14 protein-coding genes and 1 pseudogene are annotated in these 18,459 nt (G+C 62.5%); 13 read left to right on the top strand and 2 right to left on the bottom strand.

What is annotated here, in order from left to right:
* Window positions 1-65: 65 nt before the first annotated feature.
* From GR197_RS03705 to GR197_RS03695, 3 genes and pseudogenes are all read left to right on the top strand, one after another.
* Window positions 66-1,115: a LacI family DNA-binding transcriptional regulator gene (locus GR197_RS03705; protein WP_164006688.1), complete on the top strand. Its 1,050-nt coding sequence runs from the start codon at window positions 66-68 to the stop codon at window positions 1,113-1,115.
* 76 nt (window positions 1,116-1,191) lie between these two features.
* Window positions 1,192-2,307, top strand: a pseudogene (locus tag GR197_RS03700) (M24 family metallopeptidase).
* A gap of 203 nt (window positions 2,308-2,510) precedes the next feature.
* Window positions 2,511-3,404 (top strand): class I SAM-dependent methyltransferase, encoded by an 894-nt coding sequence (locus GR197_RS03695; protein ID WP_164006685.1) that lies wholly within the window; start codon window positions 2,511-2,513, stop codon window positions 3,402-3,404.
* Window positions 3,405-3,532: 128 nt separating this feature from the next.
* Here GR197_RS03695 and GR197_RS03690 read toward each other — a convergent pair whose 3' ends face one another.
* Both GR197_RS03690 and GR197_RS03685 read right to left on the bottom strand, forming a co-directional pair.
* A complete protein-coding gene (locus tag GR197_RS03690; protein WP_164006683.1) occupies window positions 3,533-4,864 on the bottom strand; it encodes an alpha-L-fucosidase in 1,332 nt (443 codons plus the stop codon).
* 26 nt (window positions 4,865-4,890) lie between these two features.
* The gene (locus GR197_RS03685) at window positions 4,891-5,898 is read right to left on the bottom strand and encodes a LacI family DNA-binding transcriptional regulator (protein WP_164006681.1); all 1,008 of its coding nucleotides are present in this window, start codon (window positions 5,896-5,898) and stop codon (window positions 4,891-4,893) included.
* A gap of 189 nt (window positions 5,899-6,087) precedes the next feature.
* Here GR197_RS03685 and GR197_RS03680 point away from each other — a divergent pair, with 189 nt between their 5' ends.
* The 10 genes from GR197_RS03680 to GR197_RS03635 all read left to right on the top strand — a co-directional run bounded on the left by GR197_RS03680 (window position 6,088) and on the right by GR197_RS03635 (window position 18,386).
* Window positions 6,088-8,013: an ABC transporter substrate-binding protein gene (locus tag GR197_RS03680; protein WP_164006679.1), complete on the top strand. Its 1,926-nt coding sequence runs from the start codon at window positions 6,088-6,090 to the stop codon at window positions 8,011-8,013.
* Window positions 8,014-8,114: 101 nt separating this feature from the next.
* Window positions 8,115-9,101 (top strand): ABC transporter permease, encoded by a 987-nt coding sequence (locus tag GR197_RS03675; protein ID WP_164006677.1) that lies wholly within the window; start codon window positions 8,115-8,117, stop codon window positions 9,099-9,101.
* A gap of 12 nt (window positions 9,102-9,113) precedes the next feature.
* A complete protein-coding gene (locus GR197_RS03670) occupies window positions 9,114-10,247 on the top strand; it encodes an ABC transporter permease (protein WP_164006675.1) in 1,134 nt (377 codons plus the stop codon).
* A complete protein-coding gene (locus tag GR197_RS03665; RefSeq protein ID WP_164006673.1) occupies window positions 10,237-11,283 on the top strand; it encodes an ABC transporter ATP-binding protein in 1,047 nt (348 codons plus the stop codon). Before GR197_RS03670 ends, GR197_RS03665 begins: the two co-directional genes overlap by 11 nt.
* Window positions 11,283-12,341, top strand: a complete 1,059-nt coding sequence (locus tag GR197_RS03660) for an ABC transporter ATP-binding protein (protein ID WP_204330033.1) — start codon at window positions 11,283-11,285, stop codon at window positions 12,339-12,341. The genes GR197_RS03665 and GR197_RS03660 overlap by 1 nt, the downstream gene beginning before the upstream one ends.
* A complete protein-coding gene (locus tag GR197_RS03655) occupies window positions 12,341-13,174 on the top strand; it encodes a 5-deoxy-glucuronate isomerase (RefSeq protein ID WP_164006669.1) in 834 nt (277 codons plus the stop codon). Before GR197_RS03660 ends, GR197_RS03655 begins: the two co-directional genes overlap by 1 nt.
* A gap of 69 nt (window positions 13,175-13,243) precedes the next feature.
* Entirely contained in the window at window positions 13,244-15,109 is a 1,866-nt protein-coding gene (locus tag GR197_RS03650; RefSeq protein WP_164006668.1) for a GH39 family glycosyl hydrolase, read from the top strand.
* A 14-nt stretch (window positions 15,110-15,123) separates the two neighbouring features.
* Entirely contained in the window at window positions 15,124-15,942 is an 819-nt protein-coding gene (locus GR197_RS03645; RefSeq protein WP_164006666.1) for a sugar phosphate isomerase/epimerase family protein, read from the top strand.
* Window positions 15,943-15,946: 4 nt separating this feature from the next.
* Window positions 15,947-16,963 carry a hydroxyacid dehydrogenase gene (locus GR197_RS03640; RefSeq protein WP_164006665.1) on the top strand — a complete coding sequence of 339 codons (1,017 nt, stop codon included), beginning with the start codon at window positions 15,947-15,949 and terminating at the stop codon, window positions 16,961-16,963.
* A gap of 1 nt (window position 16,964) precedes the next feature.
* Complete coding sequence (locus GR197_RS03635; RefSeq protein ID WP_164006664.1) at window positions 16,965-18,386, top strand: mandelate racemase; 1,422 nt, start codon at window positions 16,965-16,967, stop codon at window positions 18,384-18,386.
* The last annotated feature ends 73 nt before the right edge of the window (window positions 18,387-18,459 follow it).

The raw sequence follows: 18,459 nt of genomic DNA, 5'->3' as shown, positions 1-18,459 counted from the left end.
GCCGGTCTGCCATGGTGGTTCCGCGGGCGATTGTTGACGGCTCGCAGCCGCAAGCCAGAGAGTCCATGTCAGTCGAAGACAAACAAAAGCCGCAACGAAACGATCGCGTGACGATCCGGACAGTGGCAACCCATGCAGGCGTCTCGGTCGCAGCAGTTTCCAAGGTGATGCGAAACGCCTACGGCGTCAGCGAGGCGTTGCGCGCCAAGGTGACGGATGCCATCGAAGCGCTCGGATATCGCCCTTCGCGGGCGGCGCGGGGCTTGCGCGGCCGCAGTTTCACCATCGGTGTGCTCTTGATCGACATCCGCAATCCCTTCCTTCCTGACGTGATCGCCGGTGTGAACGGGGTGCTGGCGCCCTCTCACTATCAGGCGATGATCGGCGTCAGCAATGCGCGCGTGCAATTGGAGACGTCGTTGATCGAGTCGATGATCGACTACAAGATGGACGGCCTCGTCCTCGTTGCGCCACGCTTGCCCTCGGAGATCCTCGCCAAGTTCGCGGTCCAGATACCGATCGTCGCGGTCGGTTACCACGATGCCAGCGCCACGGCCTTCGATACCGTCAATGCCGACGATCAGCGCGGGGCGGAAATCGCGGTGGAAGCGCTTCTTGCCTGCGGCTATCGCGGCATTGAAATGCTGAGCCTCGGCGAGCGCGAGGGGCACGCGGTCTCCGTCGTCCGTCAGCGTGAGATCGGCTACCGCCGGGCGATGCAACGCTGCGGGTTCGGCGCCTCCGCACCGATCGGCAAAATTCCCATGGCCTCGCCAAAGCGGGAAGAGACGATGCGAAAATTCCTGTCGCGGCAAGACAGGCCGCGCGCCGTGTTCTGCTGGAGCGACCTCGACGCCATCACCCTTCTCAGCCTGGCGATGGAGATGGGCGTGCGCGTGCCCGACGACCTCGCCGTCATCGGATACGACAACTCATCGACCGCAGCCCTCGGCCTTGTCAATCTCGCCAGCATCGATCAGTCGGGCAGGGAACTCGGCCAGGTCGCCACCCGGGCCCTCATTTCCAGAATAGAAGGCCGCACCGCCTCCGAGCATATTCTCCAGATACCGTCGCTCGTCAGCCGCGGCAGCCTGATCGGGTCCGATACGAAATAGCGCTGATAGTAAGACCGGCAGAGGCTGTCCGTACTCGCCGGCCCCTTCAGCCGCGCAGCAAGAGCAGGAAAACAAAATGTCGTGGCAGCACTCCGTACCCCGCATAACCGATGAGGAGCGGCAGAGCCGCCTCAGCAGGCTTCGGCAAGTGATCGAAGCTCACGGATTGGCTGGCATGCTTCTCGGACCGACCGAAAGCCTGCATTATTTCACCGGGCTCGTGTGGCATCCGAGCGAAAGGTTTCTCGGCGCCCTCGTTACGCCGACGGCGGTTTCCTACATCGTTCCGGGTTTCGAGCGCAGCCGTGTCGAAACCCTGCCGCATCTGCGGGGGGAAATCCTGGTCTGGGAAGAGGAGGAGCAGCGCTGCTCTCATCGCGCGCCTTGTCGGCCAAAGTGGCAGGCTCGCCCTCGACGATGGGTTACAGCTTTTCTTCTTTCACGCTCTGGCAGCAGCAATGGGCGCCGAAAGGCTTGTCGATGGCGGACGGCTGATCCGCGACCTGCGTCGGATAAAATCGGCCGCCGAGATCGCGCTCATTCACTATGCGATGAACCTGACGCTCGACGTCCATAGGCAGGTACGCGCGCTGTTGAAACCGGGCATCAAATCATCCGAAGTAGTCGATTTCATCGATCGCCGGCATCGCCAGGCCGGCCCCGATGCCGGCTCGACATTCTGCATCGTGTCGTTTGGCGCCGCGACCGCGCTGCCGCATGGCTCCGACGGCGATCAGGTCCTCGGCCGCGACGACGTCATCCTCGTCGACACCGGCTGCCGGATCGACGGTTATCATTCCGATATCACCCGGACCTACATGCTGGAGGCTGGCAACAGTGCCTTTGAACGCGCCTGGTGGATCGAACGCGAGGCACAACAGGCCGTCTTCCACGCCGCCCGGATCGGCGCCGCCTGCTCCAGCCTCGACGATGCCGCCCGCAAGGTACTTGCCAAACATTCCCTCGGCCCCGACTGCCGCCTGCCGGGGTTGCCGCACCGCGCCGGTCATGGGCTCGGGCTCGAGATCCACGAGGAGCCCTACATCGTTCGCGGCAACGACATGCCACTTGCTGCCGGCATGTGTTTTTCCAACGAGCCGATGATCGTCTTTCCGGAAAAAATTCGGGATTCGGCTGGAGGACCATATCTACATGACCGCCGAGGGAGGGACCAACCGAGCCGTTCTCTTGAGCGGACGCTATGTCTTAGCCGCTCGGGCGTCAGTTCACGCCGATCCTAGGCTTGCTCGCAATGGTGCAAGAGACCTGCGGCGCTCTTTTGAGGGCTCGCAGCGAAAAGCGCCACCTCGTTCGTAAACCCTTTTGCCTCTCTCGCTAATCTGAGTTAAGTCGGAATTTCCGTACACGTTATCATTGAAGATTGGGAGCATCGGGGTGTCTACGAAGCAGCGCATGATAAAGGCGGCCAAAACGGTGCTGCCAAAGCCCCTAATTGAGGCAATCAGAAGCCGTAGAAGCCCCAGCCGTAAGAATCTGGTTGCGTGGGATGGAACGGCTGTTCAGTCCGATGCGGAGCACTTCCGATCCTCGCGGATTGTTGCAGATCAGATCGATGGGATGCTCTCCCCGTTTTCAATGGCGGCGATGGATAGTTTGCTGTCACTTCAGGCATCGAATCCCGAAATCTCTGGGAACGTTGTTGAATTCGGGACCTACAAAGGTCGCTCCGCCGCAATCATAGCGCCACGGGTCAGGCCATCAGAAAAGTTTGTTCTGGTTGATGTTGCCGAATACCTGGAGGTGGAAAAAATACGGGCAATAAATGCCAGTATGGAATTTATTCTCTGCAGGTCGGAGGAGTTTCGCTCGCGTTACTCGGAATATAAGCAACTCCGGAACAATTGCCGATTTATTCACGTAGATTCTAGTCATGCTTATAGAACTACATTTGAAGAAGTTAAAATGTGCAATGAGCTCCTGTCTTCAGGCGGCATTGCTGTTTTTGATGATTACACAAACCTGAATTATTCCCAGGTTCTTCCGGCTATATATAAATATATTTATACAAAAAATCCTGATTTGGCTGTATTTATGGTGACGGATATTAAGGCCTACGTGTGCAGGAAAAAGTATTTGAACTATTATTTATCTTTTGTTCTGCAAGGTGCAGTGCCGTCGATGGCGGCACGAGGTATTGAAGACGCGATGATATCGCGGACCGACTGGGACAGGGAATACCGCGCCATCTATCTACGCACTCGTGATCCAGGCGAAACAGGTTCTCACTACGGCGAGGAAGTTTACGGAAGACTTTACGAGGGGCCCTGAGTTAGCTCTTCAAATGCCGTTCGGATATTCCTGCCGTTGGCACGCCCCGGCACAAGTTTGAGAAATGATGCTATCGGCTCAAGGGCCAGCATGATAACTCAGCGGGGCGCGCCTAAAGTGCCCGTGCCCTAAATACTAGTCGCACTCCCCGCCTTGAGCTTGACCTCGATGACCGGGACGACGACGCCGGGGCGGCGCACCGGCAGGACGAATGTCAGTTCGTCGTCGGCGACGGGGAACTGGGTGTTCGTCCACAAGGTATTGGCGGAGGGGCGCAGCCAGGTGACTTCGCTGGCATCGTGCAGGAATTGCGCATATTCGATCTTCCCGGCCAGCGCATCGAAATGCAGATGCTTATAGGGCCAGTTGAAGAGGTGGATATAGAGGCGATCGCCGTTCTGGGTCAGGCGGCAGTCGGGCGGAGCGTTGAAATCGGACTGGGTGCAGCCGACGATGCTGCGCTCGTGCAGCGCCATCCACTCCTCATAGGCGGCAAGGGCTGATATTGCGCGGTGGTCCAGCGTGCCGCGTGCCGTCGGCCCGACATTCATCAGCAGATTGCCGCCTATGGCGACGGTGCCGACCAGCATCTGCACCAGCTGCTCCGTGCTTTTCCAGGTATCCTCGTCGCGGTGATAGCCCCAGGAACCGCTGAGCGTCTGGCAGGCTTCCCAGACGACGCGCCTGCCGTCGCGTTTCGGCCAGGCGCGCGGCATATATTGTTCCGGCGTGACGATGTCTGGCTGCAGACCGGCAAGGTCGAGCCGGTTGTTGATGATGATGTCGGGGGCAAGCTCGCGTACCATGCGCACGAGCTTCTCGCTTTCCCAGTCCCGATGGCCCTTGCCGACGAGCTCCCCGAGCTTCCACTGCGGATAGCTGAAATCGAACCACATGATGTCGATCTGCCCGAACTCGGTGAGCAACTCGCGCACCTGTTCGCGCATGAAGGCGGCATAACGGAGCATATCCCGGCCTTCGTTGATTTTCGACGCATCGGGATGATTGCGCTGCGGGTGGCGCGGATCGACTGTGAAGTCGGGATGATGCCAGTCGATCAGCGAATAGTAGAAGCCGATCCTCAGGCCCTCGGCGCGGAAGGCGTCGACGAAGGGGCGCAGCAGATCCTTGCCATAAGGCGTGTTGGTCACCTTGAAGTCGGTGGCCTTGGTGTCCCAGAGGCAGAAGCCTTCATGGTGCTTGGTGGTCAGCACCACATATTTCATGCCGGCGGACTTGGCGCGTCTTGCCCATTCGCGCGGGTCGTAGAGATCGGGGTCGAAATGATCGAAATATTTCTGGTAGTCGGTATCGTTCAGTTCTTCGCGGCTCTTGACCCATTCATGGCGCGCCGGCAGGGCATAGAGCCCCCAATGCACGAACATGCCGAACCGCTCGTGGACGAACCAGCCCTTCTTCTTCTCGGGCAAGGCCAGTGACTGCAGATTGTCGCCATCCATGGGATGTTCCTCCTGTTGATCGTCGATCAGGTCGTTTCGCGGATGATGAGTTCGGGCACGATGACGATGCCGTGCTGACGGTTCTTGGTGGCGATGCGGCTGAGCAGCAGGCGCACGGCTTCCTCTCCCATTTCCCGCTTCTGCACCCGCAGCGTGGTGAGCGCCGGAGACAGCAGTTCGGCGGTCGGGATGTCGTCGAAACCGATCAGGGCGATCTGCCCGGGGATGGAAATGTGGGCTGCCCGGCAGGTCTTCATGGCGCCGATCGCATTGAGGTCGTTGTAGCAGATGAGAGCATCGATATCGGGTGTTTCCGCCAGCAATTGCGCGGCCGCGGTCTGTCCGCCCGCCGCCGTCGGATCGCAGTAGACGATGCCATGCGCCTTCAGCCCATGGGCCGTCAGCGTCTTGCGAAAGCCGACGAGGCGGCTCTTGCCGCCGAAGGAACTGCGCGGTCCCGCGACGATCGCGATTTTGCGGCGTCCGCGCTCGACCAGATGGTCGATCGCCCGCGACGCGCCGGTCTCGTAGTCGGTGACGATCGTCCCGGCGATTTCGTTCGGAGCCTCGCGGTTGATGAGCACGACGGCGCGGTGGGGCGCCAGCGCCTTGTGAAGTGCTGCATCGGGCAGCCGCGCGCTGCAGACGATGATCCCGTCGACCCGATGCCTGAGCAGCGCTTCGATGAGTTCCTCCTCGCGTTTGCTGTTCTCGACGACATTGGACAGAAGCAGGTTGTAGCCGGCCGCACTCGCCGCATCCTCGGCGCCCCGGATGACTTCGGGAAAGAACGGGTTGGTGATGTCGGGAACAAGAAGGCCGATGGTCTTCGACCGGTCGGAGCGCAATCCGCGCGCAAAAGGGTTGGGGCGGTAATTGAGTTCGTTCGCCGCTGAGAGGATGCGTTGACTGGTTTCGGCGCTGGCGCCGCCCCGCCCGTTGAGCACACGCGATACCGTCATCGGCGACACGCCTGCGGCGTGGGCGACATCGGCGATGGTTATTTTGGAATCGGGTTCTTTGGGGCTGCTCAAGATTCTGTCTCTGAGGTGGCGGGAATTTACGGTAACGATAACTAACATAAATCAGGAGAAAGCCAAGCATTTGCGGGTCAGGATTCCGCCAGCGCGAATCTTTTTGACAAAAAAGGAACGATAACGTTAACGTTCTGAATTGAGGAGAATACGTTAACGATAACCTAAGTGGAATATTGGGAGGAGAGAATGCAACACGTCAGAATTCTACGGCGGCAGGTTGTTTCCACAGTTGCCGCGGCGATCCTCATGGGTACCGGTTGGGCCGGCGCCGCTTTCGGCTTTCAGGAGTCGCCGGAATTGAAGGCGCTGGTTGACGCCGGCAAGCTGCCGCCCGTGGAAAAGCGGCTGCCCAAGGAGCCGCTGGTGCTCACCCCGCTTGAATCGGTCGGCGCCTATGGCGGCACCTGGCGCACGGCCACCTTCGGCGGCGGCGACAGCGAGATCGAGCGTTCGATCGGCTATACGAGACTGGTCCGCTGGAACCCGGAATGGACCGAGGTGATCCCCGACATCGCCAGGAGTGTAGAGGTCAACGACAATGCCACCGAATATACCTTCGCCCTGCGGCAAGGTACGCGCTGGTCGGACGGCGAGCCCTTCACCGCCGACGATCTGGTGTGGTGGAATGAGAATGTGCTGCGCAACACCAAGATCACGCCTGCCGCCCCCGACTGGCTGACCGCGGGTGGTCAGACCGTCAAGGTCGAAAAGCTTGCCGACGACAAGGTCGTCTTCAAGTTTGCCGCGCCGAACGGCCTGTTCCTGATGAATATGGCGACCGTGCGCGGCTCCGATATTCTGGCGGCCGCACCGGCGCATTACCTCAAGCAATTCCACAAGGATTTCAATCCGGACGGCGTCGACGCCCTGGTGAAGGCGGCGGGTGCGACCGACTGGGTCCAGCTCTTCAACAACAAGATCGGCTTTCCCGGCCGCTGGCGCGATCTCGGCCGGCCGACGCTCGATGCCTGGGTGCTGACTGCGCCCTATAACGGCACCACCCAGGTCGTCGCCGAGCGCAATCCCTATTATGCCAAGGTGGATACGGCGGGAAACCAGCTGCCCTATTTCGATCGCATCACCATCGATGTGATGCAGGACACCCAGGCGATCATCCTGAAGGCGATCAGCGGCGAAATCGACATGCAGAACCGCTTCATCGAGACGACGGACGCCCGCACGGTGATCGTGCAGAACCAGGAGAAGGCCGGTTACGGCCTGTTCATCGCCCGGCCGGCATGGTCGAACGCCCTTTTGATCACCCTGAACGAAACGCACAAGAATCCGGCCTTGCGCGCCGTCTTCTCCAACAAGGATTTCCGCATCGGCCTCAGCTACGCCATCAACCGCGAGGAGCTCAACCAGCTGATCTATGCCGGACAGGCCAAGCCCTATCAGGCGGCACCCCGCGAAGGCACCGCGCTCTACGACGAGAAAATGGCGACGCAATATCTGGAATATAATGTCGACCTCGCCAACCAGTATCTCGACAAGGCCGGCCTGAGCAAAAAAGACGGCGATGGCTATCGCCTCGGCCAGGATGGCAAGCGGATCACCTTTGCGATCGATGCGCTGACCGGAAGCCCGATCCAGGTCGACGCGCTCGAAATGATCCAGCGCTACTGGCGGGCGGTCGGTATCGACATGCAGCCCCGCCCGGCCGAGCGTTCGCTGATCTTCTCCCGCCTGCAGAACAATGACAATGACGGTCTCGCCTGGGTTGGCGGCGGGGGCTACGACTTCCTCGGCCTGCTCGATCCCAAATGGTATTTCCCGCACGAATATGAATCGAGCTTCGCCACCGCCTGGGGCCTTTATTATCAGAATCCCAAGGATCCGAACGCTCAGGAACCGAGCCCGGCCGCCAAGAAGCAGATGGATCTCTACCGCCAGGTGCAGGAAGCCCCGACGCTCGAAAAGCAGCTCGAAGCGATGAAGGAGCTGCTGGCGATCACCCGTGACGAATTCTACGTGATCGGCACCAACCTTGAGCCGGATCGCGTCGGCATCGTCAAGACCAATATGCGCAACGTCCCCAAGGTCATCCCCAGCACGTCCTTCTACATGACGCCGGGACCGGCAAAGCCGGAGACCTTCTACTACCAGCAATAGACACATGATCGGTCGGAATGGCGTCCGCGGGCGCCATTCCGACAGCAGCCCCGCCCCATCCCCCAGACCGACCGGCGATCGCCGGTCGAAGGAGCTTGAACATGGCCGGCTTCATCATCAGACGTTTGCTTTACATGATCCCGATGATGTTCGCGATTTCAGTCGTGACCTTCATCATCATCCAGCTTCCGCCGGGCGATTTCCTGACCGCGATGACCGCGCGTCTCGCCTCGCAGAACGAAACCATCGATCCTAGCGCCATCGCCGGCCTGCGCGAACGGTATGGCCTCGATCAGCCCTGGGCGGTGCAATACTGGAAATGGATCAGCGGCATCCTGCTACGCGGCGATTTCGGCCAGTCCCTCGACTGGAACAAGCCGGTCAGCGAATTGATCTGGGCGCGCATGGGCCTGACGATGGTGGTCTCGGTCACCACGCTGCTCTTCGTCTGGGTGGTTGCCTTTCCGATCGGTATCTATTCGGCGGTGCGGCAATATTCGGTGGGAGATTATTTCGCCACCTTCTTCGGCTTCCTCGGCCTTGCCATTCCGAACTTCCTGCTGGCGCTGGTGCTGATGTTCGTCTCGGCGCAGTATTTCGGCCAGAGCGTCGGTGGGCTGTTTTCGCCCAACTATATCAATGCCGCCTGGAGCTGGGCCAAGCTCGGCGATCTCGTCTCGCATATGTGGATCCCGGTCGTCGTGCTCGGCACGGGTGCTACGGCGGCGCTGATCCGCATCATGCGCGCCAACCTGCTGGACGAGCTCAACAAGCCCTATGTCGACATGGCGCGCGCCCGGGGCCTGAGCGAAATCCGGCTGCTGCTGAAATATCCGGTGCGCGTCGCGCTCAACCCCTTCGTCTCGACTGTCGGCTGGGTGTTGCCGCACCTCGTCTCGGGTTCGGTGGTGGTTTCCATCGTCCTCAGCCTGCCGATCACCGGACCGCTTCTGCTCAACGCGCTGTTTGCCCAGGACATGTATCTCGCGGGCACCTTCATCCTGCTGATGAGCATGCTGACGTTGATCGGCACGCTGATCTCGGACCTGCTGCTCGCCTGGCTCGATCCCCGCATCCGCAACGGCTGAAGGACGATAGATATGACCGATCAAGCCATCGCGCTATCGCCAGAACCCACCAGAAATACCGCCGCCGCGGCAGGACAGTGGAAGCTCATCTGGTGGCGTTTCTGCCGCCACCGGCTGGCGCTGGCGGCAGGCGTCGTCATCGTGCTGATCTACCTGGTCGCTCTCTTTGCCGAGGTTCTCGCCCCGGTTTCGTCGCAGACCTACGATTCCCGTTACACCTATGCGCCGCCCCAGCAGCTGAGATTTGCCGGCTACGACGCAGCGGGGGGATTTCATCCGCTCTACGTCAACGGTTATTCGATGAAGATCGACCCGATCGCGCTCAGCCGCAATTATGTGCCCGATCCGGCCGTCGTCATTCCCGTCGGCTTCTTCGTCAAAGGTGAACCTTACCGGCTCTGGGGGCTGTTCGATCTCAACCGCCACCTGATCGGCCCGGTCGAGGCGGGCAAACCGTTCTACCTGTTCGGCGCCGACCGGCTGGGCCGCGACGTCTTCAGCCGGACGGTGCACGGCACCCGCGTGTCTATGTCCGTCGGGCTGATCGGGGTCACGATCAGCCTCACCCTCGGCATTATCCTCGGCGGCATCTCCGGGCTCTATGGCGGCTGGGTGGACGACGTCATCCAGCGTTGCATCGAGCTTCTTAACTCGATCCCGACCATTCCGCTGTGGATGGGCCTTGCGGCCGCCGTTCCGATCAGCGCCGATCCGATCCTGGTCTATCTCTGGATCACCGTCATCCTGTCGCTGATCGGCTGGACGGACCTGGCGCGGGTGGTGCGCGGACGCTTCCTGTCGCTGAAGACGGAAGATTTCGTCATCGCCGCCCATCTCGATGGCTGCTCGCGTATGCGGATCATCTGGCGGCATATGGTGCCGTCCTTCATGAGCCACATCATCGCCTCGGTGACGCTTGCCATCCCGACGATGATTCTTGCCGAAACCGCGCTTTCCTTCCTCGGCATCGGCCTGCGTCCGCCTGTCGTGAGCTGGGGCGTGCTGCTTCAGGAAGGGCAGAACATTCTCGCGGTTTCGAGCGCGCCCTGGCTGTTTCTTCCCGGTCTTGCGGTGATCGTTACCGTGCTCGCCCTCAATTTCCTCGGTGATGGATTACGCGATGCTGCAGATCCCTATGAATACTAATTCCCATTTCGCCGCCGGCGGCGGGCGCGCCGATCGCGACGCGCTGATCGAGGTCGACGACCTCAGGACGCATTTCTTCGGCGGTGCGGGCACGGTGCGGGCGGTCGACGGAGTTTCTTTTTCCATCCCGCGCGGCAAGACGGTCTGCGTCGTCGGCGAGTCCGGTTCAGGCAAGAGCATCACCGGCCGCTCGATCCTCAACCAGGTTCCGCGGGGCGGGCGGATCGTCTCGGGCGCAATCCGCTATCGGCCCGATCCGGCAGCTCCCGCCATCGATCTCGCCTCGCTCGATCCGCGCGGCCGCGACATGCGGGCGATCCGTGGCGCCCAGATCGGCCTGATCAGTCAGGAGCCGATGGCCGCCCTGTCGCCCGTCCATACGATCGGCAACCAGATGGTGGAGGTCATCCGCCTGCACCTCAAGATGGGAAAGAAGGAAGCACGCCAACATGCGATCGAGACGCTGGCGCTGGTCGGCATTCCGAGGCCAGCCGAGCGCATGGAAAGCTATGCCTTCCAGTTTTCCGGCGGCATGCGCCAACGCGTCTGTATTGCGCTGGCGCTCGCCTGCCGCCCGAAGCTCCTGATCGCCGACGAGCCGACCACGGCGCTCGATGTGACCACTCAGGCCAATATCCTCGATTTGCTCGCCTCGCTGCAAGCCGAATTCGGGCTCTCGGTGCTCTTCGTCACCCACGATCTCGGTGTGGTGGCCGAGATCGCCGACGAGGTCGTCGTCATGTATGTCGGCCGGGTGGTGGAGGCGGGCGACGTCGACACGATCTTTCACGCACCTGTTCATCCCTACACCAAGGCCCTGCTGCAATCGGTGCCGCGCCTGCACGGACAGCCGAGCGAACGGCTGGCGACCATCGAAGGCATGGTGCCCTCGCGTTTCCACAGGCCCGAAGGCTGCAGCTTTCATCCCCGATGCCGAGAGGCGAGGGCGGGCCTCTGTGACCGCGAGGATCCGCAAGCTGTCCTCATCGGCAAGGGGCACGTCGCCAGCTGCCTGCTTTACGAGGGAAGACAATGATGGCCGATCCCATGACGCAACCAAGCCCGCTGCTCGAACTGAACGATCTCAGGATGCATTTCCCCATTCGCAAGGGCGCGTTCCGGCGGGTGGTCGGGCATGTCAAGGCGGTCGACGGCGTCTCGCTTCGCGTCGAGGACGGCGAGACGCTCGGCATCGTTGGGGAATCCGGCTGCGGCAAGTCGACGCTTGCCCGCACCGTGCTGCGCATCTACCAGCCGACCAGCGGAGAAATCCGCTATCGCGACCGCAGCGGCGGCACGGTGGATCTCGCGGCCCTGTCCGGACCCGCCCTCAAGGAAATCCACCGCGACCTGCGCATCGTCTTTCAGGATCCGCAATCCTCGCTCAATCCGCGCCTTCCCGTCATCGACATCATCGGCGAGGTGCTTAGCGTCAACGGCATCGCCAAGGGCCGGGAGCTCGAGCACCGGGTCGCCGAACTGATGCAGAGCGTCGGCCTGCGGCCCGAATATATGCGTCGTTATCCGCATGCCTTCTCCGGCGGCGAACGCCAGCGCATCGGCATTGCCCGGGCGCTGGCGTCCAATCCGCGGCTGGTGATCGCCGACGAAGCCGTCTCGGCGCTGGACGTCAGCGTCCAGGCGCAAACCATCAACCTGCTGCAGGACCTGCAGGAACAGTTCGGCCTGACCTATCTCTTCGTTGCTCACGACCTCTCGGTCGTCCGGCACATCTCCGACAATATCGCCGTCATGTATGTCGGCCGGGTCGTCGAAAAGGCGCCGACGGAGCAGATCTTTTCGCGTCCGCGCCACCCCTATACCGAAGCGCTGCTCTCGGCGGTGCCGATCGCCGATCCGAGGCTGCGCCGCCACGGCCGGCGCATCCGGCTGGCGGGCGAGGTCGCCGACCCTGCGCATGCGCCCCCCGGCTGCGCCTTTCATCCGCGCTGCCGCTACGCCACCGAGCTTTGCAGGCAGGAGCTGCCGGCGCTGCGCACCGTTACCGCCGATGGACATGCGGTGGCCTGCCATCACGCCGAAACCCTGACCCTCAACCCTTCTGCCGACCGTACCGTAGCGGAGTTCAATTGATGCCCGAATTCATTCCACGCTCCGAGCAGCGTCCCATTGTGGATACCTCCTCCAGGACGCTCGATCTCATCTATTTCGACCTCGTCACGCTTCCGGCAGACGGCCGGGACACGCGGCGGCTGCCCTTGCACGAAAGCCTCTACGTCGTGCTGTCGGGGCAGGTGGATATCGAGGTGGATGACATCACCTTCGAAGCTGTGGGCCGGCGAGCCGATATCTGGGGAGGCGATGCGGACTCGGTTTACGCGCCCGTCGACGCCAATGTCCGGATATCGGCCCGTGGCGGCCCGGCGGAAGTCGCCATCGCCGGCGGCCTATGCGAGACGCGCTATGCCCCGTTCCGTGTCACGCCTGAGGAGGTCGACGCGGTCAATGTCGGCTCGCCCGACACTCATAGCCAGCGGCGGATCGTCCACCTGCTCGGGCAACGGCAAAACGGCCGCTGCGGCAACCTCCTGGTGAGCGAACTCTATGCCGGCGAGGGTTGCTGGTCCGGCTATCCTCCCCACAAGCACGATACCGAAGACGGCGATGCCGAGACCCTGCACGAGGAGCTCTATCATTACCGCTTCCAGCCCGAGACCGGCTTCGGCAGTCAGATCACTTATGATGACGACGGTCCGGTCAAGATCCTCATGACCCGCAACGGCGATACTGTCCTGGTCGACCGCGGCTACCACCCGACCGTCACCTCGCCCGGTCATCGCGGCTATATCTTCACCATCCTTGTTGGCAAGCACCGCCGCGGGCTGATCCAGCGTTTCGATCCGGCGCATCAGCATCTGACCAAGACTATCCCCGGCATCGATGCGATGCGTGAAAAGTTCAAATAACCAGGTTCCTGGCCTTCCGCGCTGGTTTTTCGGGCGCTGCCAGACTTCCGCTCAAGGAGAGACGATCCCATGCGTGAACGGACGCGAATAAATGTTGATGCCAGCCAAACGGTGCGCCCCTTCGAGCGGTTCTGGCGCGGCACCGGGTTTTCGCCTGCCGAGCTGCTGCTCGAACCCGAGATGCGCCAGATGCTTGCCTATATCGGCGGCCTGCCGAACGAGGGCATCAGGTTTCTGCGCGTCCACTACCTCTACAACCTGCTGCGCGCCACCGGCGGCGCGAGCGGCTACGATTGGTCGCTGCTTGACCGCGCGCTCGACGTGATGATCGAACACCGGCTGAAGCCGTTCTTCGAGCTGATGGGCAACCCGTCGGGCCTGTTCACCGACTACGAGGACATGAATCAGGTCAAGCGCTGGCGCGATCTCGTCACAGTGACGGTGGAGCGCTATGGCGCGCGCTACGGCATGGACGAATTGCGCACGTGGTATTTCGAAACGACGAATGAGGCCGACTCCGGCTGGTGGACCTACGGGATCAAGGGCTACACCAATTACTACGACGCCTGCGTCGCCGGCCTCGACGCCATTGACCCGAGTCTGCCGATGGGCGGGCCCGGCACCGCCCGCACGCTCTCGCCGATCTTTCGGGCTCTGATGGCCCATTGCGACAGCGGCACGAGCTGCCTGACCGGCAACGGGCCGCCGCGCATCGATTACATCTCGATCCACGAGAAAGGCGTCAACGGCAGCAAGGACGATCTGACCCCGAAAACCAACGCCATCGTCGATCGCACGCTTCTCGTCGTCGATTATCTCAAGGAGCATCATCCGCGGCTTGCCGGCCTGCCGATCGTCAACGACGAATGCGATCCGCAGCTCGGCTGGAGCGATCATCACAGCTGGCACGGCAAGGCCTATTATGCCGGGATCATCGCCCGCATCATCGAACAGCACGACCGGCGCATCATCGCCCCGAAAGCGGCGAATTTCACCTTCCTCAGCAATGACCATGCCTTTATCGGCGGCTGGAGCCAGCGCACGATCTTTGCCTATTTCGGTTCGCGCAATTTCACCAAGGCGCAGTGGGAGCACAAGACCGATCTGGAAAAGCTGGTGACCGACATCGACAGTGCGCCGCCCTTCGACATCATCAAGAAGCCGGGCCTCACATCGATGGAGCTGCTGGCAACGCTCGGCGATACCGTCTGCAAGGTGACGGCCGAGCCGCCGCTGGCGCCCGATCAGGATGGCCTGGCGATCCTGCCGACACGGCTGCCGGGCGGCGGTGTTTCCATCAGTCTCATCCACAGCGTCGATGCCATCAACCGCTCGGGCCGGACCGCCGTCCGCCTCGAGGTCGACGGGCTCACTCCCGGCCGCCATGCGCTCTGCCTGCTGCGCATCGACGAGGAATTCACCAATCCGATGGAGGTCTGGGAGGCCCAGCGCGATGAAAGCAATCCGCGCGGGCCCTTCGAGCCGGTCGGCGCGCCGCCCGTCCCTGATGAAGCGCAGTTTGCCGCACTGCGCCGCGCCCAGGAGCCCGCCTTGCTGCATCCGATCAGCACCGTCGCCTGCGACGAAGGCCGGGCCAGTGTCGATCTCGACGTGCCCTTGCCGTCGCTGACGCAGGTGCTCGTCGTTCCCGATATCGGCGCACCGCCGGCAGCACCCACCGGTCTCGTCGTCGAACGTTACCTCGGTCTCGGCGGTCGGGAGGAGCGCATGCTGTTCTGGGCGGCCGGCAATGCCAGCCCCGCCGTCTTCTACGATGTCCTCACCAGCACCGACGGCAAGACCTTTGAAAAGGTCAGTCCGGCGCCGCTGCTCTCCACGGCATTCCTGCACATGTCGCCGCCGGAGGGTGCGCGCTATGCGGTGCGCGCCCGCGATGCCTTCGGCCGCCACAGCGAACTCTGTGTTTCCAGTTGATGAGCAGGGACATCATGGATATCGCCTATTTCACCAAGACCCTGGAAGGTCTGCCGCTGGAGACGGCGGCGGAGATCACGGCCGGCCTCGGATTCGACTGTGCCGATCTTCTCGTTCGCGACGGCCATGCCGTGTCTCCCGACCGGCCGGAGGAAATCGTAAAGGCCACAAAGCTCTTTGCCGCAGCCGGCCTCCGCACCCCGATGGCGACCATCGATTCCACGCGGCCCGACGCTGCTGCGTCGCGCCTTCTCGGCTTTTGCGGCGAGGCCGGCATCGGCCAGGTCCGGCTCGGCTTCTGGCGTTATGATCCGTCCCGGCGCTGGAAGGTGCAGGTCGATGAGGCGCAGCGCGACCTCGATGGTTTTGAGCATCTCGCCGAACGCTTCGCCGTCAAGTTGACGATCCAGCTGCACGGCGGGACCCTGCACAGCTCCGGCGCGCTGGCGATGCAATTGCTGGCCGGGCGCGATCCGATCAGGATCGGCGCCTATCCCGATCCGGCCAACCAGATCATCCGCGAGGGAAGCGAGGACTGGCGTCTGACCCTCGACCTTCTCGACCCGTGGTTCTGCTGCATGGGCGTCAAGAATTGCGGCTGGTTTCCCGGCGCCTATGGGGCGCAGGGCCAGCGTGCCTGGCATTCGGATTGGTACGGGCTCGACGATGGCATGGTGCCCTGGGCCGACATCATCCCGCATCTCACCGCCACCGGTTTTGCCGGGGTGCTCTCGGTGCATTCCCAATACCGGGTTCCCCGCGAACAGGCGCTCGACAAGATCCGCGCCGATCTCGCCCATCTCAGGCGCCTGGTCGCCGCAGCGAAAGAGTAGAAGAATGAGCAAACAAGCGCCCGTCATTGCCGTCCTTTTGACCGAAAAGACCCGCCGCATGATGCTGAACGATGCGGCGACCGCTGATTTGAATGGGCTGGGCGACGTCCGCTGGCCGGCAGCCGCCATGATCGATGCCGCCGATGCCGACCGGCTGCTACAGGGCGCTACGGCGTGCCTGACCGGATGGGGCACGCCGCCCTTTGATCCCACAGCGCGCCAGCGCCATCCGCAACTTGCCCTCGTCGCCCATTCGGCCGGCAGCGTCCGCACGCTCGTTCCCGCCCGCCTGTTCGACGACGGCCTTCGCGTCAGCCATGCCGCCTCGAAAATCGCCGCCTCGGTTGCCGAGTTCGTCGTTGCCGAAGCACTGCTCGCCATGCGCGGCATTCACCGGCTGCATCATGCATTGCGCGGCGGCGGCGAATGGCTCGATGTTCGCGCCGCCGTGCCGCAAAGGTTGCTCGGCGCCAGAACGGTCGCCATCATTGGCGCCGGATATGTCGGCCGGGCGGTGATGCGCCTGCTCGGGCCCTTCGGCTGCCGCGTGTTGGTCGTCGATCCCTATCTCAATGACAGCGAGGCCGCGGTACTCGGCGTCGTCCGAACAGGACTGGACGAGGCACTGGCGCAAAGTGATGTGATTACCCTGCATGCGCCCGTTCTGCCGGAAACGCGCCGCATGATCGGTGCCCGCGAACTGGCGCTGTTGCGCCCCGGCGCATTGTTCATCAACACCGCGCGCGCAGAATTGGTCGATGAGGCGGCATTGCTCGCCGAGATCCGGTCCGGCCGTATCGAGGCGGCTCTCGATGTCTTCGACCAGGAGCCGTTGCCGCCGGACAGCCCGTTCCGCGATCCGGCACTTGCCAATGTCACCATTTCGCCGCATGCCGCCGGCCATACCGAAGAGGCGCATTTCGCCCAAGGCCAAGCCATGGTGGACGAGATCGGCCGGCTGCTGCGCCAGGAACCGCTCCATCACGAAGTGTCGCGCGCCATGCTCGACCGGATGGCGTAAAATGGACAGAAACATCGGAGGTTCCGTGACGGCGCCGCGCATCAGAATTGTCGAAATCGACGCCTTCGAGCGCGATATCCGCCTGCGCCTGCCGTTCCGCTTCGGCGCGGCAACCCTCGAAAGGGCCCCGCAGGCCTTTCTCAGGGTGCGCGTCGAGGATGACAGGGGAAAGACCGCCGTCGGCGGCGCCGCCGAAATGATGGTGCCGAAATGGTTCGACAAAAATCCGGCACTGACGCCGGCGCAGAATGTCGATCAATTGCGCGGCTCGATCCGCGCTGCAGCCGCAGCGTCGCTCGAAGCGTCGGCGCCGACGACTTTGTTTGCTGCCGCCCGGCTGAACGAGATAGAAACCGTGCGGCGCCTGCCCGGAAATCCGTTGGCCGCCGGTTTCGGACCTTCGCTTATCGCTCGCGCAGCACTCGATGCCTATTGCCGTCTTGCCGGAATTTCCTTCTTCGATGCGGTGCGCCAAAACCTCGTCGGCATCGGCGGCCCCTTGTTGCCGGGCGACATCGACGCCCATGCCGCATCGGCGGTGCTAGCCAGCCTTCGCCCCGCCGGTTCGATCTCGGCCCGGCATACGATCGGGCTGCTCGACCCGATTACCGAGAGGGATATCGTTCATCCCGTTGATGACGGCCTGCCGCAAAGCCTCGAGGCGGTGATTGCGCGTTATGGCAACCACTGGTTCAAAATCAAGCTTTCGGGCACGATCGATGCCGATCTCGACCGGCTGGCGCGAATTGCCGCGGTGCTGGACCATCTGCCCGATTACCGGGTGACGGTCGACGGCAATGAACAATTCGCCGCTGCCGAACCGCTTGCCGACCTGCTGGCGCGCATGGCGGCGATGCCGCGGCTGGCGCGGCTGCGTGCGGCCATTGCCTTTGTCGAACAGCCGTTCTCGCGCGCGATCACCATGCAGACGTCACTCGGGGCTCTGGCGGCGCAGTTGCCCTTCCTGATCGATGAGAGCGACGATGGCGACGCGGCCTTCGCCCACGCCCGTGAGCTCGGCTATACCGGCGTCTCCTCGAAGACCTGCAAGGGCGTCTATCGCTCGCTCCTCAAGGCGATCCGCATCAGGACGACAGGCGTGCCGAACCTGTTCCTCTCCGGCGAAGACCTGACCTGCCAGGCCGGACTTGCCGTGCAGCAGGATCTGGCGCTGGTTTCGCTGCTCGGCCTCTCCCATGTCGAGCGCAACGGTCATCATTATGTGGCCGGCATGCAGGGTGCGCCGCAGGCGGAGATGGCGCGTTTTGCTGCTGCCCACCCGGATATTTACGAGCGGGGTGCCGAAGGACCGCTGCTGTCGATCCGCGACGGCCGGATTGCCATCGGTTCGCTTGGGGCGATCGGATATGCCAGCGGCGCCTTGCCCGATTTCGAAGCAATGGAGCCGTTGTCAGCCGAGTAGCAGGACGCGCAGGCGGCTTGTGGCCGCCTGCGGGGGAACACGTCCCGCGGCCTTGTTCCGGTTGGGGGGAGGA

The organism is Rhizobium phaseoli (assembly GCF_010668805.1).
Taxonomy (GTDB): domain Bacteria; phylum Pseudomonadota; class Alphaproteobacteria; order Rhizobiales; family Rhizobiaceae; genus Rhizobium; species Rhizobium phaseoli_A.
Note: the sequence above shows the minus strand (reverse complement) of the source record. Positions and strands in the feature narration are given on the sequence as shown.